The sequence below is a fragment of the Stenotrophomonas sp. Steno-Z10-HUANG genome (genome assembly GCF_056393075.1).
Genome location: NZ_JBWJPA010000012.1, coordinates 74,388 through 98,429 on the forward strand (window position 1 = coordinate 74,388; position 24,042 = coordinate 98,429).

22 protein-coding genes are annotated in these 24,042 nt (G+C 70.3%); 8 read left to right on the forward strand and 14 right to left on the reverse strand.

Annotation, left to right across the window (positions count from 1 at the left end; all coding sequences use genetic code 11):
- The first annotated feature begins 22 nt into the window (after window positions 1-22).
- The gene (tdh, locus tag AC06E6_RS14890; RefSeq protein WP_478061873.1) at window positions 23-1,045 is read left to right on the forward strand and encodes an L-threonine 3-dehydrogenase; all 1,023 of its coding nucleotides are present in this window, start codon (window positions 23-25) and stop codon (window positions 1,043-1,045) included.
- Window positions 1,046-1,131: 86 nt separating this feature from the next.
- Here tdh and AC06E6_RS14895 read toward each other — a convergent pair whose 3' ends face one another.
- The 6 genes from AC06E6_RS14895 to AC06E6_RS14920 all read right to left on the reverse strand — a co-directional run bounded on the left by AC06E6_RS14895 (window position 1,132) and on the right by AC06E6_RS14920 (window position 7,261).
- Window positions 1,132-1,827 carry a TorF family putative porin gene (locus AC06E6_RS14895; protein ID WP_240211757.1) on the reverse strand — a complete coding sequence of 232 codons (696 nt, stop codon included), beginning with the start codon at window positions 1,825-1,827 and terminating at the stop codon, window positions 1,132-1,134.
- A 122-nt stretch (window positions 1,828-1,949) separates the two neighbouring features.
- Window positions 1,950-2,993, reverse strand: a complete 1,044-nt coding sequence (locus tag AC06E6_RS14900; protein ID WP_161615232.1) for a sulfate/molybdate ABC transporter ATP-binding protein — start codon at window positions 2,991-2,993, stop codon at window positions 1,950-1,952.
- Between the two features lie 9 nt (window positions 2,994-3,002).
- Window positions 3,003-3,944, reverse strand: coding sequence for a sulfate ABC transporter permease subunit CysW (cysW, locus tag AC06E6_RS14905; RefSeq protein WP_478061849.1), 942 nt, complete (start codon window positions 3,942-3,944; stop codon window positions 3,003-3,005).
- On the reverse strand, window positions 3,941-4,795 hold the full coding sequence (gene cysT / locus AC06E6_RS14910) for a sulfate ABC transporter permease subunit CysT (protein ID WP_293764757.1): 855 nt from the start codon (window positions 4,793-4,795) through the stop codon (window positions 3,941-3,943). The genes cysW and cysT overlap by 4 nt, the downstream gene beginning before the upstream one ends.
- A gap of 3 nt (window positions 4,796-4,798) precedes the next feature.
- Window positions 4,799-5,821 (reverse strand): sulfate ABC transporter substrate-binding protein, encoded by a 1,023-nt coding sequence (locus AC06E6_RS14915; RefSeq protein ID WP_428999417.1) that lies wholly within the window; start codon window positions 5,819-5,821, stop codon window positions 4,799-4,801.
- Window positions 5,822-5,833: 12 nt separating this feature from the next.
- Window positions 5,834-7,261, reverse strand: coding sequence for an OprO/OprP family phosphate-selective porin (locus AC06E6_RS14920; protein ID WP_478061851.1), 1,428 nt, complete (start codon window positions 7,259-7,261; stop codon window positions 5,834-5,836).
- 161 nt (window positions 7,262-7,422) lie between these two features.
- Here AC06E6_RS14920 and kbl point away from each other — a divergent pair, with 161 nt between their 5' ends.
- Window positions 7,423-8,637 (forward strand): glycine C-acetyltransferase, encoded by a 1,215-nt coding sequence (kbl, locus tag AC06E6_RS14925; RefSeq protein ID WP_312348127.1) that lies wholly within the window; start codon window positions 7,423-7,425, stop codon window positions 8,635-8,637.
- An 81-nt stretch (window positions 8,638-8,718) separates the two neighbouring features.
- Here kbl and AC06E6_RS14930 read toward each other — a convergent pair whose 3' ends face one another.
- The 4 genes from AC06E6_RS14930 to AC06E6_RS14945 all read right to left on the reverse strand — a co-directional run bounded on the left by AC06E6_RS14930 (window position 8,719) and on the right by AC06E6_RS14945 (window position 11,758).
- Window positions 8,719-9,030, reverse strand: coding sequence for a hypothetical protein (locus tag AC06E6_RS14930; protein ID WP_240211760.1), 312 nt, complete (start codon window positions 9,028-9,030; stop codon window positions 8,719-8,721).
- Window positions 9,031-9,118: 88 nt separating this feature from the next.
- Window positions 9,119-9,958 (reverse strand): pseudouridine synthase, encoded by an 840-nt coding sequence (locus tag AC06E6_RS14935; RefSeq protein WP_240211761.1) that lies wholly within the window; start codon window positions 9,956-9,958, stop codon window positions 9,119-9,121.
- Window positions 9,959-9,971: 13 nt separating this feature from the next.
- Complete coding sequence (locus AC06E6_RS14940) at window positions 9,972-10,460, reverse strand: hypothetical protein (RefSeq protein WP_104940126.1); 489 nt, start codon at window positions 10,458-10,460, stop codon at window positions 9,972-9,974.
- A gap of 188 nt (window positions 10,461-10,648) precedes the next feature.
- The gene (locus AC06E6_RS14945; protein ID WP_240211762.1) at window positions 10,649-11,758 is read right to left on the reverse strand and encodes an OmpA family protein; all 1,110 of its coding nucleotides are present in this window, start codon (window positions 11,756-11,758) and stop codon (window positions 10,649-10,651) included.
- Between the two features lie 383 nt (window positions 11,759-12,141).
- Here AC06E6_RS14945 and AC06E6_RS14950 point away from each other — a divergent pair, with 383 nt between their 5' ends.
- From AC06E6_RS14950 to AC06E6_RS14965, 4 genes are all read left to right on the forward strand, one after another.
- Complete coding sequence (locus AC06E6_RS14950) at window positions 12,142-13,167, forward strand: zinc-binding alcohol dehydrogenase family protein (protein ID WP_240211763.1); 1,026 nt, start codon at window positions 12,142-12,144, stop codon at window positions 13,165-13,167.
- A gap of 459 nt (window positions 13,168-13,626) precedes the next feature.
- Window positions 13,627-15,657, forward strand: coding sequence for a 2,4-dienoyl-CoA reductase FMN-binding domain-containing protein (locus tag AC06E6_RS14955; protein ID WP_478061855.1), 2,031 nt, complete (start codon window positions 13,627-13,629; stop codon window positions 15,655-15,657).
- Between the two features lie 587 nt (window positions 15,658-16,244).
- Window positions 16,245-16,703 (forward strand): cell wall hydrolase, encoded by a 459-nt coding sequence (locus AC06E6_RS14960; RefSeq protein ID WP_054663411.1) that lies wholly within the window; start codon window positions 16,245-16,247, stop codon window positions 16,701-16,703.
- An 82-nt stretch (window positions 16,704-16,785) separates the two neighbouring features.
- Entirely contained in the window at window positions 16,786-17,403 is a 618-nt protein-coding gene (locus tag AC06E6_RS14965) for a glutathione S-transferase family protein (protein ID WP_240211765.1), read from the forward strand.
- Between the two features lie 89 nt (window positions 17,404-17,492).
- On the opposite strand, the gene msrA is transcribed toward AC06E6_RS14965, so the two are convergent.
- Genes msrA through msrB form a run of 3 tightly spaced genes read right to left on the reverse strand, consistent with a single transcriptional unit; the run spans window position 17,493 to window position 20,539 of the window.
- Window positions 17,493-18,233: a peptide-methionine (S)-S-oxide reductase MsrA gene (gene msrA, locus AC06E6_RS14970; protein WP_240211766.1), complete on the reverse strand. Its 741-nt coding sequence runs from the start codon at window positions 18,231-18,233 to the stop codon at window positions 17,493-17,495.
- Window positions 18,234-18,250: 17 nt separating this feature from the next.
- Entirely contained in the window at window positions 18,251-19,999 is a 1,749-nt protein-coding gene (locus AC06E6_RS14975; protein WP_478061858.1) for a cytochrome c biogenesis protein DipZ, read from the reverse strand.
- A gap of 36 nt (window positions 20,000-20,035) precedes the next feature.
- Window positions 20,036-20,539, reverse strand: coding sequence for a peptide-methionine (R)-S-oxide reductase MsrB (gene msrB, locus AC06E6_RS14980; protein ID WP_161615222.1), 504 nt, complete (start codon window positions 20,537-20,539; stop codon window positions 20,036-20,038).
- Between the two features lie 143 nt (window positions 20,540-20,682).
- Here msrB and AC06E6_RS14985 point away from each other — a divergent pair, with 143 nt between their 5' ends.
- Window positions 20,683-21,399 (forward strand): response regulator transcription factor, encoded by a 717-nt coding sequence (locus AC06E6_RS14985; protein WP_104938154.1) that lies wholly within the window; start codon window positions 20,683-20,685, stop codon window positions 21,397-21,399.
- Complete coding sequence (locus AC06E6_RS14990) at window positions 21,396-22,892, forward strand: sensor histidine kinase (protein WP_478061861.1); 1,497 nt, start codon at window positions 21,396-21,398, stop codon at window positions 22,890-22,892. The genes AC06E6_RS14985 and AC06E6_RS14990 overlap by 4 nt, the downstream gene beginning before the upstream one ends.
- 24 nt (window positions 22,893-22,916) lie before the next feature.
- Here the strand turns inward: AC06E6_RS14990 and AC06E6_RS14995 are convergent, their stop codons facing one another.
- On the reverse strand, window positions 22,917-23,978 hold the full coding sequence (locus AC06E6_RS14995) for a suppressor of fused domain protein (RefSeq protein ID WP_478061862.1): 1,062 nt from the start codon (window positions 23,976-23,978) through the stop codon (window positions 22,917-22,919).
- Window positions 23,979-24,042 lie beyond the last annotated feature (64 nt).

Consider the following 24,042-nt stretch of genomic DNA (forward strand, 5'->3'; position numbering starts at 1 on the left):
CCCGGCAATGACACAGAACACGATGCGCGCGCTGGTCAAGCGCGAGGCCACCAAGGGCATCTGGATGGAAGAGGTGCCGGTGCCGGTGCCCGGCCCCAACGAGGTGCTGATCAAGCTGGAAAAGACCGCCATCTGCGGCACCGACCTGCACATCTACCTGTGGGACGAGTGGAGCCAACGCACCATCAAGCCGGGCCTGACCATCGGCCACGAGTTCGTCGGTCGCATCGTCGCGATCGGTCCCGGCGTCACCGGCTACGAGATCGGCCAGCGGGTGTCGGCCGAAGGCCACATCGTCTGCGGCCACTGCCGCAACTGCCGCGGCGGCCGCCCGCACCTGTGCCCCAACACCGTGGGCATCGGCGTCAACGTCAACGGCGCCTTCGCCGAATACATGGTGATGCCGGCCAGCAACCTGTGGCCGATCCCGGACCAGATCCCGTCCGAGCTGGCCGCGTTCTTCGACCCCTACGGCAACGCCGCGCACTGCGCGCTGGAGTTCGACGTGATCGGCGAGGACGTGCTGATCACCGGCGCCGGCCCGATCGGCATCATCGCCGCCGGCATCTGCAAGCACATCGGCGCGCGCAACGTGGTGGTCACCGACGTCAACGATTTCCGCCTGAAGCTGGCCGCCGACATGGGCGCCACCCGCGTGGTCAACGTCGCCAACCAGTCGCTAAAGGACGTGATGGCCGACCTGCACATGGAAGGCTTCGACGTGGGCCTGGAGATGAGCGGCAACCCGCGCGCGTTCAACGACATGCTCGACTGCATGTACCACGGCGGCAAGATCGCCATGCTCGGCATCATGCCCAAGGGCGCTGGCTGCGACTGGGACAAGATCATCTTCAAGGGCCTGACCGTGCAGGGCATCTACGGCCGCAAGATGTACGAGACCTGGTACAAGATGACCCAGCTGGTGCTGTCCGGCTTCCCGCTGGGCAAGGTGCTCACCCACCAGCTGCCGGTGGACCGCTTCCAGGAAGGCTTCGAGCTGATGGAACAGGGCAAGGCCGGCAAGGTCGTGCTGAGCTGGAACTGAGACGCGGCTGCCGGGCCCGCCCGGCGCCCGCGCAGGAATGAGAAAGGCGCCTTGCGGCGCCTTTCTCTTTGCTCGCGCCGCTGTGCTCAGCGCGCGATCTTGACCGCCAGCACCACGCGGTTGTCGGCCAGCTTGCCGAAGTTGTCGCGGCCCTTGCCGTCGGTGCCGTAGTAGCCCAGCGAGACGTTGGCGATGCCGAAGCTGCGGCCCACGCCCACGCCCCAGTCGGTGTAGTCCTGGGCCACGTCGCTGTCGTTGAACACGCTGCGGCCGACGTTGGCGTTGAGGCTGAAATCGTTGGGCAGCGCCCACTCGCCGCCGAGGCCGTAATACCAGCCGGTGGTGCTGCTGCCCCACACGTCGTTGGTGTAGCTGACGTTGACCTTCCAGTGCTCGGCGATGGTGGTGGTGGTGACCAGCTCGTTGTAGGCCATCTCGCTGGCACCCGGGTAGGTGTAGCGGTTGAGCATCAGGTCGACGTTGACCGCGTCACTGACGTCGAAGCCGTAGCCGACGAAGTAGTCCACCTCGACGTCGGGGCTGCCCTCGCCGAAATCCACGCCCGAGGCGAAGCTGCCGACATACAGGCCGCTGGACGTGGTCCAGGTGACGCTGCCCTGCACGGTCGGCTTCTCGTCGGTCTGCGAGGCGCCGCGGAACAGGTAATCCGACACCGCGGCGACTTCCCAGCTCAGGGGCGAGGCGTCTTCGGCAGAGGCAGTGAACGGCAGGGACAGCAGGGCAGCACAGGCAACGGCTGCAACACGCTTGCAGGGGATCATGCGGGTCTCCGGGTGGGGTGGGCGCCGCGGCGGCGCACAATTTACAAATTCTTAACCAAAATGATCCCGGACGCCAGCATTTCGTGGCGCCGCCACCCCGCGCCCCGCCAACGCGTGGCGCCCTACCCAGCGTCCGCCGCGAACACCCCGTGGCGCCGCGCCGCCAGCGCGACCACCTGCCCGGCGGCGTAGGCCGGCGCGTCCGGCGGCAGTTCGACCTCCACGTCCACCGCCGCCGTGCGCAGCCGCGCCCGCAACCGCGCCCGGGCGCCACTGCGCTGCACCGACAGCACGGTCCCCGTCCAGTCGCCGGCATCGCCGACACGCATGTCCTCCGGGCGCACGTACACCTCCAGCGCGGCGGCCTCGGGCAGGCCGGCAGGCCGCGGCCAGCGCGCGCCCGCCACCTCCAGCGCCTCGCCGTCGGTGCGCGCCGGCAGGCGGTTGGCTTCGCCGACGAAGCCGTACACGAACGGCGACTGCGGCCGGTCGTAGACCTCGCCCGGGCTGCCGACCTGTTCGATGCGGCCATGGTTGAGGATCGCCACCCGGTCGGCCAGTTCCAGCGCTTCTTCCTGGTCATGGGTGACGAACACCGTGGTCAGCCCGGTGCGGTCGTGCAGTTCGCGCAGCCAGCGGCGCAGGTCGCGGCGCACCTGCGCGTCCAGCGCCCCGAACGGCTCGTCCAGCAGCAGCACGCGCGGCTCGATCGCCAGCGCGCGCGCCAGCGCCACGCGCTGACGCTGGCCGCCGGACAGCTGGGTCGGATAGCGCCCGCCCAGGCCCTCGAGCTGCACCAGCGCCAGCAGTTCGTCGACGCGGGCATCGATGCGCGCCTTCGGCCAGCGCCGCGCGCCGCGCCGTACTTCCAGGCCGAAAGCGATGTTGGCGCGCACGTCCATGTGCCGGAACAGCGCGTAGTGCTGGAACACGAAGCCGGCGCGGCGCGCCTGCACGCTCAGCGCGGTGGCGTCCTCGCCCTCGAACAGGATCCGCCCCTGGTCCGGATGTTCCAGCCCGGCGAGCGCGCGCAGCAGGGTGGTCTTGCCCGAGCCGGAGGGCCCGAGCAGCGCCAGCAGTTCGCCGCTGCGGATATCGAGGTTGACGCCGTCGAGCGCGGCGAAGGCACCAAAACGCTTGCCCAGTTGCTGGATGCGGATGTTCATCGATTCACCTCAGTGGCGATGCGCGGCGGCCAGCGACTGGCCGTGGCGCCATTCCAGGAAAGTCTTCAGCGCCAGCGTCAGCAGTGCGCTGGCGGCCAGCAGCGAGGCGCAGGCGAACGCGGCGCTGTAGGCGTATTCGTTGTAGAGGATCTCCACGTGCAGCGGCAGCGTGTTGGTGCGCCCGCGGATGTGCCCGGACACCACCGACACCGCGCCGAACTCGCCCATCGCCCGCGCACTGCACAGCAATACCCCGTACAGCAGGCCCCAGCGGATGTTGGGCAGGGTCACCTTCCAGAACATCTGCCAGGCATTGGCCCCCAGGGTGAGCGCGGCCAGTTCCTCGTCGCTGCCCTGCTGCTCCATGAGCGGCATCAGTTCACGGGCGATGAACGGGAAGGTGACGAAGGTGGTCGCCAGCACGATGCCGGGGATCGCGAAGACGATGCGCGGCAGCTGCAGCAGCACCTCGCCCACCACCGGCAGGTGCAGGCGCAGCCCGTCCTCGATCAGCGGCCACAGCCAGCCATTGCGGCCGAACAGCAGGACGAACACCAGTCCGGCGACCACCGGCGACACCGAGAACGGCAGGTCGATCAGGGTCACCAGCCAGCGCTTGCCGGGGAAGCGGTGCTTGCTCACCACCCAGGCCGCGGCCACGCCGAACACGAGATTGAGCGGGATCACGATCGCGGTGACCAGCAACGTCAGCCGCACCGCCGCCAGTGCGTCGGCATCGCTCACCGCGCTCCACGCCGCCTGCATGCCGCCGCGCAGTGCTTCGGCGAACACCAGCAGCAGCGGCAACAGCAGGAACGACAGCAGGAACCCGAGCGCGCCGAGCACCAGCAACGCCTGCACCCAGCCCGGCTCGGTGGTGACCCGGCGCGGCGCGGGCGCCGTGGCTTCATGCATGGCCTGCACCGGCAGCGGCGACACCCATTCGTTCACCGGGCGCCCCGGCGCTGCAGGCGGCCCTGCACGATGTTGACCAGCAGCAGCAGCGCGAAGGACAGCAACAGCATCGCCGCGGCGATGGCGGTGGCGCCGGCGTAGTCGAATTCCTCCAGGCGGATGGTGATCAGCAGCGGTGCGATCTCGGTGGCGTTGGGCAGGTTGCCGGCGATGAAGATCACCGAGCCGTACTCGCCCACCCCGCGCGCGAACGCCAGCGCAAAGCCGGTCAGCATCGCCGGCCACAGCGCCGGCACGACCACCCGCGCCAGGGTCTGCCAGCGGCTGGCGCCCAGGGTTGCCGCCGCTTCCTCGAGTTCAGGCTCGGCTTCGGCCAGCACCGGCTGCACGATGCGCACCACGAACGGCAGGCCGACGAACACCAGGGCGACCACGATGCCCAGCGGCGTGTAGGCGATCTTCAGGCCGAGCGGCTCCAGCCAGCGCCCGACCCAGCCCTGTCCGCCATACAGCGCGGTGAGCGCGATGCCGGCCACCGCGGTGGGCAGCGCGAACGGCAGGTCGATCAAGGCATCGAACAGGCGCCGGCCCGGGAAGCGGTAGCGCACGAACACCCAGGCCACCCAGGTGCCCATCAGCGTGTTGAACGCGGCCGCGGCGAAGGCGGTGCCGAAGCTCAGGCGCAGCGCCGACAGCACGCGCGGCTCGCTCCATATCCGCCAGATGCCGTCCACGCCCAGTCCGGCGGCGCGCAGGAATACCCCGGCCAGCGGGACCAGCACGATCAGCCCCAGCCAGAACAGGGTGATGCCCATGCCCAGGCCAAACCCGGGCAGCACCCGCGGGGGGCGCCGTAGCGGCGCCAGTGCGGCGGCGTTCGCGGCCACCGCTTACTTGCCCGCCTGGATCTGGTCGAACAGGCCGCCGTCGGCGAAGTGCTCGGCCTGCGCCTTTTCCCAGGAACCGAACACCTCGCGGAGGGTGACCAGCCGCACCTGCGGGAACCGCGCGATGTCGGCCGGGTCGGCGTACTGCGGATTGCGCGGGCGGTAATAGTGGCGGGCGGCGATGCGCTGCCCTTCGGGCGAGTACAGGTAGTTCAGGTAGGCCTGCGCCACCTCGCGGGTGCCATGCCGGTCGACGTTGCGGTCCACCAGCGCCACCGGGGGCTCGGCCAGGATCGACTGCCGCGGCACCACGATCTCGAACTTGTCCGGGCCCAGCTCTTCCTGCGCCAGGAATGCCTCGTTCTCCCAGGCCAGCAGCACATCGCCGATGCCGCGCTGCACGAAGGTGGTGGTGGCGCCACGCGCGCCGGTATCCAGCACCGGCACGTTGCGGAACAGCGCGCGCATGTAGTTGAGGATGCGCGCGCGGTCGCCGTTGAAGATGTGCTCGGCGTACGCCCAGGCGGCCAGGTAGTTCCAGCGCGCGCCGCCGGACGTCTTGGGATTGGGCGTCACCACCGAGACGCCGGCGCGCAGCAGGTCCGGCCAGTCGCGGATCGCCTTGGGGTTGCCCTTGCGCACCAGGAACACGATGGTCGAGGTGTACGGCGCGCTGTTGTCCGGCAGCCGCGACTGCCAGTTGGCCGGCAGCAGCCGCGACTTCTGCGCGATCGCATCCACGTCGTAGGCCAGCGCCAGCGTCACCACGTCGGCCTCGATGCCATCGATCACCGCGCGCGCCTGCTTGCCCGAACCGCCATGCGAGGTTTCGATGCTGACGTTGTCGCCCCTGGTTTCCTTCCAGTGCCTGGCGAACGCGGCGTTGAAGTCGCGGTACAGCTCGCGGGTGGGGTCGTAGGAGACATTGAGCAGCTGCACGTCGCGGGCAAGCACGGCGCCGGACGCGAAGGCCAGCGCGAAAGCCACCGCGGCCGCGCCGATACGGGGAAGGAAGGACTGCTTCACGAGGGCTCTCCGTCAGAAGGAAACTTGCAGGCGCGAGAAAACGGCTTTTTCGTCGGCCAGCCTCTGGGCGCCGGCAACGGCACCGAAGCGGCTGTGCAGGTAGTTGGTGGCGAGCCTGAGGTTCGCGGTGAGGTACCAGTTCGCGCCCACCGTCCACGACCGGACGCGCGCAGCCGAGGCCGCCGGATCGGCGTAGAACGGGAACGCCGCCCCGTCGGCTTGCAGTTCGCCGTAGCGCGCAGTGAGCTCGAACGCCCCGCGCCCACCGTTGACGCCGAACGGGCGCGACGGCGTCACCCCGCGGTAGCCGGCGTCCTCGCCGGTCAGGACGTAGCTGGCCGTCGCCTGCCAGGCGCGGTGTTCCAGGGCGGTGCGACGCGCGTCGCGGGCCACTTCCTGGCACGAAGCGATGTACTCGGCCTGCAGGCCGAAGCCGTTGCGGTAGAACCAGCCCTGCGGCGACCAGCGCAGCGTGTCGCCGTCGGCGGCCACCGTGCTGCGGTAGCTGAAGAAGGTCGCCTGGCCCGGGGTGCGGTAGCGCGGCAGGAAGCTGCTGCCAACGCCATGTTTCTGCCCGGCACTCGCGCCCAGGCCGACGCCCAGCCCCGCCCACGCGCTGTCGCTGCCCTTGAGCGGCTCGAAGAACACGCGGCCGGCGATCTCGAAATCATCGTCGGGGTTGCTGCTCGTCGCGTCGCGGCCATCGACCGCGCCGTTGAACACGCCCAGCGCGTAGCTGAACCTGCCCGCGGCCAGCTCGCCCTGCAGCTGCACGCCCAAGTCGCGGTTCGGCGCAAGCTCGCTGGGCAGCGCGCGCTCGACGTCCACCAGGGCCGCCGAGGACTGCAGGCGCTCCAGCCCCACCGGCGAGGTGAACTTGCCCACGCGCAGCGCATGCGCCGGATTGACGCGCAGGTCGACATAGGCATCGACGATGGTCGCGCTGTCGCCGGCGAACTCCGGGGTGAAGCGGTAGGCGACCCGCTTGCCCAGCGAACCCTCCAGCGTGGGCCGGGCGGTGCGCAGCAGGAAGCTGTCGTTCTGGTTGCCATCGCCGACGAACACGCGCGCGTCGCCCTGCAGCAGGCCGCGCAGCTTGAGCTCGTAGTGGCCGTCGCCGGACCGGAACGCGGCGCCCCTCGGGTCGACGGTGATCTGCGGCGCGGCCCGGGCGGCGGCCACCCGCTCTTCCTCCTGCAGCTCCAGGCGGCGCTCGAGGATGCGCAGGCGCTGGTCCAGCCCGGCCAGGTCGACACCTTCGACGGCTGCCACGCCTGACACGCCGGCCAGGCGTTCCAGCCGCTCCAGGCGCTGCTGCAGTTGTTCCACGGTGGGCTGCTGCGCCTGCGCCGATGCCGCCACCCCGCACAGCGCCACGGCCAGGCTGAGGGACAACAGCTTCCTGGTCGGCGCGGTGGACGGGAACAAGGGGGCGGTCATCGGTGGCTCCTGGAAGGCAGGGGTGGAGCGTCGATGCTGCGGGCGCACACGCACACGGAGAAATGACTTCGGCCGTGGCGCTTATAGCCATTCCCCATGAAACCGGCGGCGGCAACGCCAGGCCGCTAGAATCGTCACTCCCTCCACCGCAAAACCCTGCCATGACCGCCAACGCGCACACTTCCCCGCTCACCCGGCACTACGCCGAGGAACTGGACGCCATCCGCGCGCAGGGGTTGTTCAAGTCCGAACGCATCATCACCAGCCCGCAGTCGGCCGAGATCACCCTGGACGATGGCCGCAGCGTGCTGAACTTCTGCGCCAACAACTACCTGGGCCTGGCCGACCACCCGGCGCTGATCCAGGCCGCCAAGGACGCGCTGGACAGCCACGGCTTCGGCATGGCCTCGGTGCGCTTCATCTGCGGCACCCAGGACCTGCACAAGCAGCTGGAAAAGCAGATCGCCGAGTTCTTCGGCAAGGACGACACCATCCTCTATGCCGCCTGCTTCGACGCCAACGGCGGCCTGTTCGAGCCGCTGCTGGGCGAGAACGACGCGATCATCTCCGATGCGCTCAACCACGCCTCGATCATCGACGGCGTGCGCCTGTGCAAGGCCAGGCGCTTCCGCTACGCCAACTGCGACATGGCCGACCTGGAAGCGCAGCTACAGGCCGCCGATGCCGCCGGCTGCAGGACCAAGCTGATCACCACCGACGGCGTGTTCTCGATGGACGGCTTCATCGCCCCGCTGGACGAGATCACCGCGCTGGCCAAGAAGTACAACGCACTGGTGCACATCGACGAATGCCATGCCACCGGCTTCCTCGGCGCCACTGGCCGCGGCTCGGCCGAGGTCAAGGGCGTGCTCGACAAGATCGACATCATCACCGGCACCCTGGGCAAGGCCATGGGCGGCGCGCTGGGCGGCTTCACCTGCGCCAGCGCCGAAGTGATCGAGCTGCTGCGCCAGCGCTCGCGCCCGTACCTGTTCTCCAACTCGCTGCCGCCGCACGTGGTCGCCGCCGGCATCAAGGCCTTCGACATGCTCGACAAGGCCGACGACCTGCGCCGCAGGCTGGCCGAAAACACCGCCTACTTCCGCGAGAAGATGACTGCCGCCGGCTTCGACGTGAAGCCCGGCGTGCACCCGATCAGCCCGGTGATGCTGTACGACGCACCGCTGGCGCAGAAGTTCGCCGAGCGCCTGCTGGAAGAAGGCATCTATGCGATCGGCTTCTTCTTCCCGGTGGTGCCCAAGGGCCAGGCGCGCATCCGCACGCAGATGAGCGCCGCGCACAGCCGCGAGCACCTGGACCGCGCCATCGACGCCTTCACCCGCATCGGCCGGGAACTGGGCGTCATCAAGGGCTGAGCGGGCCCCCAATGAGAACAGGCGCCCCAGGGCGCCTGTTTCTTTTTACGACATTGGCGGCAGGCCGTGGCGGCCGCCGCGTTACCGCTTCGCGGCCGGCGCGGCCGGCGCCGCCTCGGGCTTGGCCGCCGCGCCCCCACGGGCGACGCGGATGCCGTTGGCCTTCATCCAGGCATCGAACTGGTCGGCGCTCATGTTCTTGCCCGCCTGCTGCATGAGGAAGCGGTAGTTGCCCAGTGCGTCCTTCTCCGCCATCGGCGCTTCCACCATCACCGTGACCGGCTTTTCCGCGGGCGCCGCCGCCACCGGCTTGCCCGACGACGCACAACCGGCCAGAACCACGGCTGCGGCCGCTCCAAGTGACGACACCGCAATGCGGTTGAAAGCTGACATGGTTGCGCGACCTCGCTGGAGAACAGGCCTACAGCCTAACCATGCACTTTAGGAAATCAAGCTATTTGCATGAAATACATGAGGAATTTCATGAATTGGCGGGCGCCTGGACTGAATGCGGGGCCAACTGCTCCAGTTCCGCCTCCTCCAGCACCCGCCACTGCCCCTTGGCCAGTTCGCCCAGCCGGACCGGCCCGATCGCCACCCGCACCAGGCGCAGCACGTCGAACCCCAATGCCTGCAGCAGGCGCCGGATATGCCGGTTGCGGCCCTCGTCCAGCACGATCTCCAGCCACGCGTTGCGCTCGCCCTGGCGCAGCAGCACGACCGAATGCGCGGCCAGGTGTTCACCCGCGTCGTCGATGCCAGCGCGCATGCGCGCCAGCTGCGCCGCATCGGGCACGCCATCGACCTGCACGCGATAGGTTTTCAACGGACCGGTCGCCGGGTCGGTCAGCCGGGCGGCCCATTCCGGGTCGTTGCTGAAGAACAGCAGGCCTTCGCTGGCCTTGTCCAGGCGCCCCACCGGTGCCAGCCACGGCAGGCCCGCGCCCTCGAAACAACGGTACACGGTGTCCCTGCCCTGCTCGTCGCGGACGCTGGTGACCAGGCCGCGCGGCTTGTTCAAGGCCAGGTACAGGCGTTGCGCCGCCACGATGGGCTGGCCGTCCAGGGTCACCCGCTGCCGCCCGGGGACCACGGGGAACTCGGGGTCGCGCACGACCCGGCCGTCCACGCCAACCCGGCCGGCCAGCACGCGCCGCGCGGCCTCGGCACGCGAACACACGCCCGCCTTCGACAGCACCCGCGCCAGGCCATGCCGCGGCGTGCCCGGGGGCGCCCCGTTCCTGGCGGCGGTGCCGGAGGGCACAACAAAATGCCCGCCCTGTCTGGCAGGGCGGGCATCACGGGAATTCCTGCGCGGCATCCGGGCGCCCGGCTTACTTGACCTCGGCCGCCGCCTTGGCTTCGGCCGCGCCTTCGGCCGCCGGCGTCGCCGCCTTGACCACGCGCACGCCGCGGGCCTTCATCCACGCATCGAACTCGTCCGCGGTCATGCGCTTGCCGTTCTGGCTCATGTCGAACCGCCACGGCGTGTTGTCGTACTGCGTCTGCGGCTTGTAGGCCGCCGGATCGTTGGGGTTGATCGCCGGGCGCGCCGGCATCGCGCTGGCGACGTTGTTGCAGCTTTCCACGCGCAGGCGCATCAGTACGCGGTCCAGCGACTGCTCGCCGCTGGCGTTGGGCGCCAGCACGCCCGAGGGCATGCCCAGCTGGCCCGGACGGGCATACAGCTCCATGGCGACCGGCTCGATCACCGTGGCCGGCAACGGCGGCGGCACGATGGCACTGGCCGAGCAATCGACGGCTGCGTGGGCGGCGGGAACGAGGACCAGGGCCAGGGCGCCGGCCAGTGCGATACGCAGCATCGGTATTTCCATCCGTACAGGGAACGCCGCGAGTGTAGGCATGCCCCGCGGGGCTTTCAACCTTCATTTCCGGGTTCACGGCAGGCGTGTGCGCGCGTCGCGCGGGCATCCGCCCGGATTCCCGGGAACGCGTAAAAACAAGGCCCGGCTTTCGCCGGGCCCTGTTTCGAATCAACCGATACGTCCGATCAGTTCTGGACGTTCAGCTCGGTGCGACGGTTCTTGGCGCGACCTTCCGGGTTGTCCGAACCATCCGGGTTGGTGTTCGGCGCAATCGGGCGGCTCTCTCCGTAGCCGATCGGGCCCACCAGACGCGAAGCGGCAACGCCGTGGCCGGTCAGGTAGTCGTACACGGCCTTGGCGCGACGCTCGGACAGCTTCTGGTTGTAGGCGTCGGTACCCTTCGAGTCGGTGTGACCGGCGACTTCAACGCGCAGTTCCGGGTAACGCTTCAGGATCTCGCTGGCCTCGCTCAGGATGGCGACGGCATCCGGACGCAGGGTCGACTTGTCGAAGTCGAAGTTCACGCCCTTCAGGTCGATCGACACCGGCACCGGGCAGCCGTCCGGACCCACGATCTGGCCGGCCTGCGAGTTCGGGCACTTGTCGTCGCAGTTGTTGACGCCGTCACCGTCGTCGTCCAGGTCGGCGCAGCTCGGCGCAACCGGAGCCGGCGGCGGCGGAGCCACGGCGGCAACCGGGGCCGGGCCCAGCGGAATCACGACGCCGACCGAAGCCAGCACGTCGCCGAACCAGTCGTTGTCCTTGCCGGCCAGGCGCGGGTTCACGCTCTGGTCGTCGAAATCAGCGCGGTAGGCGACTTCGGCACGCACGGCGACGCGCTTGTCGAAGGTGGTCTGCAGACCGGCACCGATCTTGGCGGCAAAGTTGCCGTCCTTGCGCTGCGCCGGCGAGTTCACCGAATTGACGACGTACTCTTCCTCAGCCTTCTGGTAGCCCAGGCCGAACAGCAGGTACGGGTTCCAGCCGCGGCCGTCCTGGATGAAGTGGCGGCGCAGGTCCAGCGAGGCGCCGTACTGCGACCAGTTCAGGTCCTGGTTCTTGTCGAAGTTCGGGTTCTGGTAGTTCAGCTCGCCGTCCAGCGACCAGTTCGGGCTGATGAACTTGCCCAGGCCCAGGGTCACGAACGGAGCATCGTTGGTCCCACGGTCGTTGTCCTGGAAGTTGAAGCCGGCCGAACCGGTCAGATACCAGCGGTCATCGAATTCCTGGGCCGACGCAGCCTGGGCAAATGCCAGACCGCCCAGCAGTGCGGCGGTAAGGATCTTCTTGTTCATGAATACAACTCCTTGTTTCGGGGGTATGAAACCGGTAATGGCATGTCCAGCACAGCGATTTCGTTCGTCGCGTCCGAAAGATGGCCGTTTCCGCACGCCAACGCGGTGCACATTATGCGCTGGGCTGTGAAGACGACGTTAACAGCTGCGTAACAAATGACAGGGCCCCCGGACTTCGGATGGCCACCGAGCCTCACCCTATACAGCTTGGTAAAAACGCACAAGATCCAAGCCCGGACAGGCATTGCGGGGTTTCCGACCACCGCGCGCAGGCGCGCCGGGCCGGCAGCGGGACAGCGGCCGCGACGGCAGATGCCGTCGTCCTGACCTGAACGGTCCCTTTGTATCATGGCCGCAGCCCCCCACCGAACGGAACTTCCGCCATGAAAGCTGTTGGCCTGAGCCGCTACCTGCCGATCGAGGACCCCCGCGCGCTGGAAGACGTCGAGCTGCCGGCGCCCGCCGCGCCGCAGGGGCAGGACCTGCTGGTGGAAGTGCGGGCGGTATCGGTCAACCCGGTCGACACCAAGCTGCGGCGTTCGGGCACGGGCGAGGAAACCCCGGCGCGCATCCTCGGCTTCGATGCGGCCGGCACCGTGCTGGCCGTCGGCCCCGCGGTGACCGCGTTCGCGGTGGGCGACGAGGTGTATTACGCCGGCGATGTCACCCGCCAGGGCTGCAACGCGCAGCGGCAACTGGTGGACGAGCGGCTGGTCGCGCGCAAGCCGCGCACGCTGGATTTCGCCGAAGCCGCGGCGCTGCCACTGACCACGCTCACGGCCTGGGAACTGCTGTTCCAGCGCATGCCCTACCAGCTCGACGGGCGGCGCAACGTCGGCCGGATCCTGTTGATCATCGGTGGCGCCGGCGGCGTCGGATCGATGGCGATCCAGCTTGGCCGCCATGCCGGATTCACCGTGGTGGCGACCGCCTCGCGCGAGGAAAGCCGCGCCTGGTGCCGGGCACTGGGTGCCGAGCACGTCATCGACCATCGCCAGCCCCTGGCGCCGCAGCTGCAGGCGCTGGGCATCAGCCAGGTGGACGCCGCGCTGAACCTGGCCGACACCGACCGCTACTGGCAGGTACTCGGTGAACTGCTGGCGCCACAGGGCCATGTCGGGCTGATCGTGGAGCCCGCCGGCGAGCTGCGCATCGGCGACCCGTACAAGGCCAAGTGCATCGGCATCCATTGGGAGTTCATGTTCGCGCGGGCGCGCTTCCGCACCGCCGACATGATCGAACAGCACCGCATCCTCACCCGCGCCGCCAGCCTGATCGACGCCGGCGAACTGCGCACCACCGTCAGCGCGCGCCTGGGCGCGGTCAACGCGGCCAACCTGCGCCAGGCGCACCGGTTGCTGGAGTCGGGCAGCACCCTGGGCAAGCTGGTGCTCGAAGGCTGGGACTGAACAGCCGCGTGCGGCGCGCACGCGCCGTGGGCGCAACGGGTGGCCGGCGGCGGTGCCTGCCGCACCTGTGCGTCTGCTGGGGTCGCGGCGGTCCGCTGTCCCGTCCGTGGCCGCTGACAACGGCTATACGCGGCCAGGCACGACGACCGTGAGGCTGATGTCCGCATACGCATGCGGATAGCGCCGGCCGCGCAATCGCGGCCGCGGCGACTTCGGCGGATTCGGCTCCTGCGCGGCACGCCGGCCGGTGCACGGGGCGCCGACAACCCGCGCCGATGGCACGTACCCGGGCCAGTGCCACGCCATGCGGAGCGCCCGCCGCCGCCCCGGGATGCCAGGCTGCGCGGGGCTGTCCGAGCCGCGGGGCCATCGCATGCGTGCCGGCCACGCCCGCCCACCCCTTGCCGCAGACCGGGTTTCGGGGCAGGCTGACGCGATCCGTACGCAAGCGTATCCATCATGACGCCAGCCACCGACACCGCCTATCCCCATCTGTTCGCGCCACTGGACCTGGGCTTCGCCCGGCTGCGCAACCGCATCCTGATGGGCTCGATGCATACCGGCCTCGAGGACCATGTCCGCGACTTCCCCAAGCTGGCGGCCTATTTCGGCGAACGCGCCGCTGGCGGCGCGGCACTGCTGGTCACCGGCGGCTTCTCGCCGAACGTCGCCGGCTGGCTGGCGCCGTTCGGCAGCAAGCTGTCCTGGCCCTGGGAAGTGGGCCGGCACAGGCAGGTCACCGCGGCCGTGCACGGCCACGGCGCCCATATCTGCCTGCAGCTGCTGCACGCCGGCCGCTATGCCTACCACCCGCTGCAGGTGGCACCGTCGAAGCTGAAGGCGCCGATCAACCCGTTCACGCCCCGCGCATTGTCGGCGCGGGGCGTCGAGCGCCAGATCGCCAGCTACGCCCGCGCCGCGCGGCTGGCGCGCGAGGCCGGCTACGACGGCGTCGAGGTCATGGGCTCGGAGGGCTATCTGATCAACGAGTTCATCGCCCCGCGCACCAACCGGCGCAACGACGCCTGGGGAGGCGACGCCGCCCGGCGCATGCGCTTCGCGGTGGAGATCGTGCGCCGCATCCGCGAGGCCTGCGGCCCGGATTTCATCATCATCTACCGGCTGTCGCTGCTGGACCTGGTGGAGGACGGCAGCAACTGGGAGGAGATCCTGCAGCAGGCCCGGGCGATCGAAGCGGCCGGCGCGACCCTGATCAACTCCGGCATCGGCTGGCACGAGGCGCGCGTGCCCACCATCGCCACCTCGGTGCCGCGCGCCGCCTTCGCCGGCGTCACCGCCAAACTGCGCCCGCACGTGAACGTGCCGGTGATCGCGGTCAACCGCATCAACATGCCCGACGTCGCCGAACGGGTACTGGCCGACGGCCAGGCCGACATGGTGTCGCTGGCGCGGCCACTGCTGGCCGACCCGCAGTGGCCGGCCAAGGCCCGCGCCGGCAGGCCGGAGACCATCAACACCTGCATCGCCTGCAACCAGGCCTGCCTGGACCACATCTTCGTCAACAAGCGCGCGACCTGCCTGGTCAACCCGCGCGCCGCGCACGAGACCGAACTGGTCTACCGCCCGGCCGCCGTCGCCAAGCGCGTGGCGGTGGTCGGCGCGGGTCCGGCGGGCCTGGCCTGCGCCACCGTCGCCGCGGAGCGTGGCCACGCCGTCACCCTGTTCGACGCGGCCGATGAGATCGGCGGCCAGTTCAACGTGGCCAAGCGCATCCCCGGCAAGGAGGAGTTCCACGAGACCTTGCGCTATTTCCGCCACCGGCTGGCCGATACCGGCGTGGACGTGCGCCTGGGCACGCGCGCCGACGTGCCGATGCTGGCCGGCTACGACGCGGTCGTGGTGGCGACCGGCATCTCGCCGCGCAAGGTCGACTTCCCCGGTGCCGACCACCCGATGGTGGTCAGCTACCTGGACGTGCTGCAGGGCCGGGTCAGGGCGGCGGACAAAGTGGCCATCATCGGCGCCGGCGGCATCGGCTTCGACGTCGGTGAATTCCTGGTACAGGAAGGACCGTCGCCGTCGCTGGACAAGGCCCGCTGGATGGCCGAGTGGGGCGTGGACCCGAGTTTCGAAAGCCGCGGCGCGCTGTCCACGCCGCAACCCGAGGCGCCGGCACGCCAGGTATGGCTGCTGCAGCGCAGCCCCGGCAAGCCCGGCGCCCGCCTGGGCAAGACCACCGGCTGGATCCACCGCGCCGCGCTCAAGGCCAAGGGCGTGCGGATGCTGGGCGGCGTGGAGTACCTGGGCGTGGACGACCGCGGCCTGCGCATCCGCGTCGACGGTGCCGAACGGTTGCTGGAGGTCGGCACCGTGGTGGTCTGCGCGGGGCAGGAGCCGATGCGCGCACTGGCCGATGCGTTGCGCGCCGCGGGCGTGGCCGCCCATGTGATCGGTGGTGCCGATGTGGCCGCCGAGCTGGATGCCAAGCGCGCCATCGACCAGGGCAGCCGCCTGGCCGCCGCGCTCTAGGCCCGCCGCCGCGCGCGCCCGCCGGGCTTGGCCGCAGCGGGCGGCGCGCATCCACCACCGCCATCGCCGTGCGCCCTGCCCGGGGCATGCGTCCCGTTGGCCGCCAACCCGCGCGCGAAGCGCTTTGGCGGCGTGCGGCTGTCCGCGTGCACGGGCATGGCGCCGCCGGGCCCCGGGCAGCCGGCCAAGGCATCGGGTTCCCTGCCGCCCGCGCCGACAACGCGCACACCGGGCGATCCGGAAGGGCCCACCGCAGGCGTTTTTTCGTGACCGGCGACACACCCTGCACCGCCCTGGACGCCCGCGCATCGCGGCACCCGGGCCGGATCCGGCCCCTGCAATGAAGCTGAATGTCAAGAACGCGCATTCAGGATGAGTTTGGGATTGCCCCCCTACCTTGCGCCGACTTTCCGCTCACCCCCCAGTTCTGGTGAGCACGGCGCAGCCCCCAGGGTCGATTGACCGGGGTCTGCCCACGGGGCGGCCCCGATGCCATGGCCGCCTCCCCATGACGCCAAGCCGCTGCCGTCCTGTCCCTGCCACGCGGGGAACAGGCCGGTTGCGGCCCACACGGAGCAAGGAGACCTATGAAACTGGCCTGGATTCTCTGGCTGTCGCAGTTGTTGCCGCAGCCGGCCGCCGATTCGCTGTGCCTGAGTACCACCGTCTATCTGGAAGCCCGCGACCAGACCCTGCGCGGCCAGCAGGCCGTGGCGGAAGTCGCGCTGCGCCGCCTCGACAGCGGCCTGTGGGGCGACTCGATGTGCCAGGTGGTGACCGCACGCAAGCAGTTCGCGCCCACCCTGGTGGCGCCGGACACCCAACTGCGCAACAACGACGCCTGGGCCGAAGCCGTGGACGTGGCCTTCGCCGCCGAGCGCAACTGGGCGCTGCCGGCCGGCCAGCGCAAGGAGATCGTGCCCGGCGCCAGCCACTTCGCCGCGCATGCTATCGCCAGCCCCAGCTGGCGCAACGCCTACCAGGTCGCCACCATCGGCGGGCACACCTTCTACAAGGTGCAGTCGCTCAAGCCGCGCACGTCCTGACGCGGCGGCATCGCATGCCGGTCACGCCGGCCGACGCGCCGCTGACGATAATGCGGGGGTCATTCCACCCCCGAGGTATCCGATGAAGCTCTACACCAAACCCGGCGCCTGCTCGCTGGCCGACCACATCGCGCTGATCTGGTCCGGCCTGCCGTTCGAAGTCCAGATCGTCGACCATGCCACCATGAAGTCGCCGGCGTACATGGCCATGAACCCGGCCGGCGCGGTGCCGGTGCTCGAGGACGACGGCTGGGTCCTGACCCAGAACGCGGCGATCCTGCATTACATCTGCGACAAGGCCCCGGGCGCCGGCCTGGACGGCGGCAGCGACCCGCGCACCCGCGCCGAGGTCAACCGCTGGCTGTCTTTCGTCAACGCCGACCTGCACCCGGTGTACTACCCGATCTTCGGCTCGACCCGGTATCTGGAGGACGAGGCGGTCATCGCCCGCACCCAGCAGCATTCGCGTGACAAGCTCAAGGGCCTGTACCAGCGCCTCAACGACCGCCTCGCGCAGGTCGAGTGGCTGGGCGGGACGCCGCGCCCCTCCATCGCCGACGCCTACACCTACGTGACCCTGCGCTGGGCACGCGGCCTCAAGATCGACCTGGCCGGCATGGACGCGCTGGACCGCTTCGAGCAGCGCATGCAGGCCGACCCGGCGGTGCAGGCCGCGCTCAAGGCCGAAGGCCTGGGCTGAGTCCGCGCTCCAACGCCTGGAAACCGAAGGGCCGCCGGTGGCATAGCCGGCGGCCCTTCGTGTTCTGGAGCCGCTACGCTGCCCCGGCTTCAACGCACTGACACCGGCATCACCAGCCGTGGCGCGTCGCGGTAGAGCGCCGGGTACTGGCGCTTGAGCGCCTCGATCTTCGGCAGGTCGTAGAAGCGGATGTACGCCGCGTCCGGATGCAGCGCGAGGTAGTTCTGGTGGTAGTCCTCGGCCGGATAGAACGGCTTGCCACCGTCGACCCGGGTCGCGAGCGGCGCGGCGAACACGCCGCTGCGCTGCAGCTGGTCGATGTAGGCCCGCGTCGCCGCGCGCTGCGCCGCGTCATCGGCGTAGACCGCGGACCGGTACTGGCTGCCGCGGTCCGGGCCTTGCCGGTCGCGCTGGGTGGGGTCGTGGACCACCGAGAAGAACACCTGCATCAGCTGCGCATAGCTCACCTGGGACGGGTCGTAGGTCACCTGCACCGCTTCGGCATGGCCGGTATTGCCGGCACTGACGCGCGGGTAGCGGGCGTCGGCGCCGCTGCCCCCGATGTAGCCGGACACGGCGCTGTCCACGCCCTTCACATGCTGGAACACGCCCTGCACGCCCCAGAAACAGCCGCCGGCGAACACCACCCGTGCGCGGTGTACGCCCGGCTGCCGCAGGTCGGCGATGCCGCTGGGCGCGGGAACCTCCGCCGCCGGCGCAGCCGCCGCCGCGTGCACGGGGCGATCGAGGCCGGCCACGCCCAGTACCAGCAGGCCGGCGACCAGCACGGCAACGCCGCCGGCGAACAGTTTTTCCATCGCGGGTTTCATCGTCCGGCCTCCCGGATTCAACCGAAGGTAAAGGCATAGGCGCGTACGCCCGGATCAGGGAACTCGATCTCGAAGCTGCGCTCGCCGACGTCGCCGTCCTGGCGGATCAACTGGTAGAGCCGGTTCTCGTCCACCCGGCCCTCGCCACCGGCGCCCACGTCGGCACCGGCCATCGCACCCGGCGCATGGCCATCGACGCGCATCCGGAAACGCACCGGCCGGCCGTCCACCTGCGGCGCCAGCACCAGGTGCAGATCGCGCGCATGGAAGCGGAAGGCAATGCGGCCGCCGGCCTGCTGCAGGCGTGCGTCCTCCTCGCCCACCAGCCAGCGCCCGCCAAGCGCCCATTGGTTGAGCCGCAGCACGGCCGGCACCGTGTAATCGAAGGCGCGGCCCGCACGCTGTCCGCCCGGCGAGGCGAAATGCTCCGCCCGCGCGTGGCCGATGTAGGTTTCCGGCGAGCGCAGGTTGCCCATGTCCGCCGCGCGCTCGACCGCCGCGCGCGCCGTCGCCGCTATCGCGGGCGCGTCGCCCGGCAACGTATTGCCCGCCTCGCGCAGCAGCCGGCGGATGATCTGCTCGGACTCCTCGTAGCCGCCCTCGCCGAAATGATGGGCGCGGATGCGCCCCTGCGCGTCGATGAAGTAATGCGCCGGCCAGTAGCGGTTGTCGAAGCCCCGCCAGATCGCGAAATCATTGTCGAGCGCCACCGGCCAGCTGACGCCCAGGTCCTCGACCGCGCGCTGCACGTTGCGCACGTCGCGCTCGAACGCGAATTCCGGCGCATGCACGCCCACCACCACCAGGCCGTGGTCGCGGTAACGCTCGTACCACTGGCGAACATGCGGCAGCGCACGCAGGCAGTTGATGCACGAGTAGGTCCAGAAATCGACCAGTACCACCTTGCCGCGCAGGCCCTGCGCATCCAGCGGCGGGCTGTTGAGCCAGCCGCTGGCGCCGGCCAGCGACGGCAGTTGGCCCTCGACCGGCAGCCCCGGCATCGCGCCCTGGTCCGCCGTCATCATCATCGCGCCACCCGGCATTGGGTCGCGCGCCGGCAATGCGTCCAGCAGCCCCTGCTCCAGGCGCGCGGTGCTCACCGTCGACAGCCGGGTCAGCACCCCGGTGTCCCAGCCCATGGCGATGGCGACCACCGCCAGCAGGGCGGCGATGCCCAGCCCGCGCCGGATCCATTCGCCCGCGCCCAGGTGCCGCTTGAGCGCGGCGAACACCCGGCCGCCGATCCACACCGCCAGCGCCAGCGACGTCGCCGCTCCCAGCGCGTAGGCCAGCAGCAGCCCGCTGGTGCCGGCATTGGCCCCCTGCAGCGCGGCACCGGTGAGGATCAACCCCAGGATCGGCCCGGCGCAGGGCGCCCACAGCAGGCCGGTGGCGATACCGATCAGCAGCGAACCGGCGACGCCCCCGCCGTCCCCGGCCGACGCATCCAGGCGCCCTCCCAGGCGCTGCAGCGGCGACAGCAGCCGGTTCGCCAGGGCCGGCCACAACAGCGCCAGCGCGAACACCGCCATCACCGCCAGGGCGATCCAGCGGCCGGCCTGGTTGGCCTGCGCCACCCAGCGGCTGCCGACCGCCGCCAGGCTGGCGACCACCGCGAACATCAGCGCCATGCCGGCCAGCAGCGGCAGCCCGCTGCGCAGGAACGGACGGTCCGAGCGCGCGAACACGAACGGCAGCACCGGCAGGATGCAGGGGCTGAGCAGGGTCAGGACACCGCCAAGGTAGGCCAGCAGCAACAGGAACATGGAACGTCCTTTTCTTGGAATCGGGAGGGACGGCGCTCAGGCCGCGACGAAATCCAGCGCCACGCCGTTGATGCAGTAGCGCAGCCCGGTCGGGCGCGGGCCGTCATCGAACACGTGGCCGAGGTGGCCGCCGCAGCGACGGCAGTGCACTTCCACCCGCAGCATGCCGAAGGTGGTGTCGCGGTCCTCGCCCACCGCGCCGTGCAGCGGCGCCCAGAAGCTCGGCCAGCCGGTACCGCTGTCGAACTTGGCGGCGGAGGAAAACAGGGCCAGCGCGCAACCGGCGCAATGGAACGTGCCGCGCCGGTGCTCGCCGTTCAACGGGCTGCTGAACGCGCGCTCGGTTCCCTGGCCGCGCAGCACCGTGTACTGCGCCGGCGTCAGCAGCCGGCGCCATTGCGCGTCGTCATGCATGACCTCGAACGTGCCGCGGCGCGGCGCCGGCGCCGGCGCGGCCCGGCCGCAGGCGCCAACCCCGCAGAGGCCGGCCGCCGCCAGCATGCCGCCCATGCCCAGCAGGGTGCGACGGGAAAGGGACATGGCCGGTCTCCAAGCAGGAACGATGGCGCCATGCTGCGCGCGTGGCGGTCAACGAATCCTCACGCGGAGTTAAATTTTCCGTGACACATCGGCGCCCGCTTCCCCCGACAATGGCACCCATTCCCCAGCGGCCGGATGTGCCGATGAACCGTGCCAAACGCGTGCTGATCGTCGAGGACGACGCCCACATCGCCAACCTGCTGCGCATGCACCTGCGCGACGAAGGCTACGACGTGACCCATGCGGCCAGCGGCGACGACGGCCTGCGCCTGCTGGAGGACAACGACTGGAGCGCGCTGGTGCTCGACCTGATGCTGCCGGGCGTCGACGGGCTGGAGATCTGCCGGCGCGCGCGCGCGATGACCCGCTACACGCCGATCATCATCACCAGTGCGCGCGCCAGCGAGGTGCACCGCATCCTCGGCCTGGAACTGGGCGCGGACGACTACCTGGCCAAGCCGTTCTCGATGCTGGAACTGGTCGCGCGGATCAAGGCGCTGCTGCGCCGGGTCGAGGCGATGGCGCAGAACGCGCGCATCGATGCCGGCGCGATCGAGGTCGCCGGCATCCGCATCGATCCGGTCGCGCGCACCGCCGGGGTCGATGGCAATGCCCTGGACCTGACCCCGCGCGAGTTCGACCTGCTGCATTTCTTCGCCCGCCATCCCGACCAGGTCTACTCGCGCATGGAGCTGCTCAACCAGGTCTGGGGCCACCGCCACGAGGGCTACGAACACACCGTCAACACGCACATCAACCGCCTGCGCAACAAGATCGAACGCGACCCGGCCACGCCGCGCCGCATCCTCACCGTATGGGGCCGCGGCTACAAGCTGGCGGCCGGCGGCAACGACGCATGAAGCGGCTCGCGCTGTGGCAACGGCTGTCGCTGGTGTTCTGCGCGCTGCTGCTGGTGTGCTGCGGCGCGCTGGCGTGGATCCAGATGCGCAGCACGCGCCTGCACGAGCAGGAAACCGTGCAGCGCCTTTCGCGCGGGCTGGCCGAACACATCGCGCGCAGCGGCGAACTGATGGACGCACGCGGCATGCGCGATGGCGAGGTCCGCGCCCTGTTCGGCAAGCTGATGGCGGTCAACCCCAGCGTCGAGGTCTACCTGCTCGATGACCAGGGCCGGATCCTCGGCCACGACGCGCCGGATGGCCACCTCAGGCGCGACCGGGTCGACCTGGCGCCGGTCCATGCGCTGCTGGGCGGCGCGCCCTTGCCCATCCTCGGCGACGACCCGCGCAGCAGTACCGGGCGCAAGGTGTTCAACGTCGCGCCCCTGCGCGTGCAGGGGAAGCAGGTGGGTTACATCTACGTGGTCCTGGTCGGCGAGCAACGCGAAGCGCTAGCCGCGGACGTCGCGGCCAGCGCCAGCCTGCGCACCACGCTGTGGGCGCTGGCGATCGTGGCCGCCGTCGGCCTGCTCGCCGGCGTGGTCGCCTTCCGCTGGATTACCCGTCCGCTGCGCCGGCTGGCCCGCGACATCCAGGCATTCGATGTCGATGCCGCCCCTCCCGCGCTGCCGGCGCCAGCGGCGCCGCCCCGGCCCGGCGAGCGCGACGAACTGGCGATCCTGCGGCACAGCTTCGCGCACATGGCGCAGCGCCTCGGCGAGCAATGGCAGCAGTTGCGCCAGCAGGACCTGCAGCGTCGCGAACTGGTGGCCAACATTTCCCACGACCTGCGCACGCCGCTGTCGTCGCTGCACGGCTACCTGGAAACGCTGGCGCTGAAGGACGCCACGCTCGACCCCGCCGAGCGCCAGCGCTACCTGTCCATCGCCCTGGCGCAGAGCCACAAGGTCGGCCGCCTGGCGCAGGCCCTGTTCGAACTGGCGCGACTGGAACACGGGGGGGTGGTGCTGGAACCGCAGGCGTTCTCGTTGCCGGACCTGGTACAGGACGTGTTCCAGAAGTTCGAGCTGGCCGCGCAGTCACGCCGGCAATCGCTGGCCGCGGATATCCCCGCCGGCCTGCCGGCGGTGCATGCCGACCTGGCGCTGGTCGAGCGGGTGCTGACCAACCTGATCGACAACGCCATCCGCCACACGCCCGAGGGCGGCCGGGTGACGGTGACCCTGCGCGCGACGGGCGAGGAAGTACAGGTGCGTGTCGCCGACACCGGCCCGGGCATCGCTCCGGAACAGCGCGCGCAGCTGTTCAGCGCGCCGTCCGCGCTGGCCAGCCGGCGCCCGGACAGCGGTGGGCTCGGGCTGCTGGTGGTGCACCGCATCCTGCAGCTGCACCACCGCCGCATCGTGCTGGCCGACAGCGAGGCCGGCGCGGTGTTCGTATTCTCGCTGGCGGTGGCTGGCCGCCGGACGGAGCCACGCGGCGGCCCTGATTGAACCCCAGCGCGGCAGCCGCGACGGTCAGCCGATCTCGCCAATCACCTTGCCGCGGGCGTCCCGCAACTGCGTCGGCACCACTTCCACCTGCAGCCGCCCGCCCGGGAGCGGGTACACGCCACGCTCGGCACGGACCGCGGCCAGCAGCGCCGCGATGCTCGCGTCGCACAGCACGCAGCGCGCGCTGTCCTCGTCCAGCTGCAGGTCGTCGGCCACGCCCGGCTCGAACCGCCACTGCCGCTCCCTGCCCAGCACCACCAGCGGCCGGTCGTGGTGCAGACGCAGCGGCAGCAGTTCCAGCACGCTGTCCACCTGCCCCGCGCCCAGCACCAGGGTGGTGCCCACGTCCGCGTCGGACCAGTCCAGCGTCTCCACGAACAGCATGCCGGTGCTGGACCCGTCGCGGCGGCTGCCCGCCGCCACCCGGTCCGCCAGCGCCGCATCGGCCAGCAGCGAATCGCGCGCCAGCTCGGTGATCCACGACGGCATCGCCGGCGCCAGCACGTCCATTACCCCGGAGGTCGACCAGCGCCTGACCGCGGCCATTTCGTCGTCGGTCAGGCCGACCATCTGCAGGAAGTCCAGGCGCCCGTTGGGCGTGGCGATCGCCGGCAACTGCGGATCGGCGACGAACGCCAGGTGGCGCAGGCGGGTACCGCTGTCCAGCGTGATCGGGCCGTTGGCATCGAGATGATGCCCGGCCTCGAACACGTTGCCGCTGGCGAACACGTAGCGGGCGACGTTCTGCAGCAGGTCCAGCGGCCACGTCGGTGGCGCGCCGCTGCCGTCCTCGCCGGCTTCGGCGGCGAGACGGAAGGTCAGCTCGAAGCCGAAGCCGCTCGCCTCCGGGTCGTCGCTGTGTTTGTCGTACAGCTCGGAAAAGCCGTAGGTGACGTAATGCCAGTGCGGGCGCGGCAGCGGGCTCCAGTACACGCTGATGCCGTCCAGCGGGTCGTCGCTGCCCAGTGTGTATGAGGCCGCCGTGCCGAAGTGCCGGGGCGCCTGTCCCGCGTGCACCGCGCGCAATGCCGCATTGATGGCGTCCCAGCCCGCGGTTCCCGCCCCGCCGCCGTCGTGTTTGTCCATGCCTGGCGCTCCTGTGCCCAACCCCCGCGCATGATAGTGCCGGCCGGCAGGTGGCCGCCGCGCT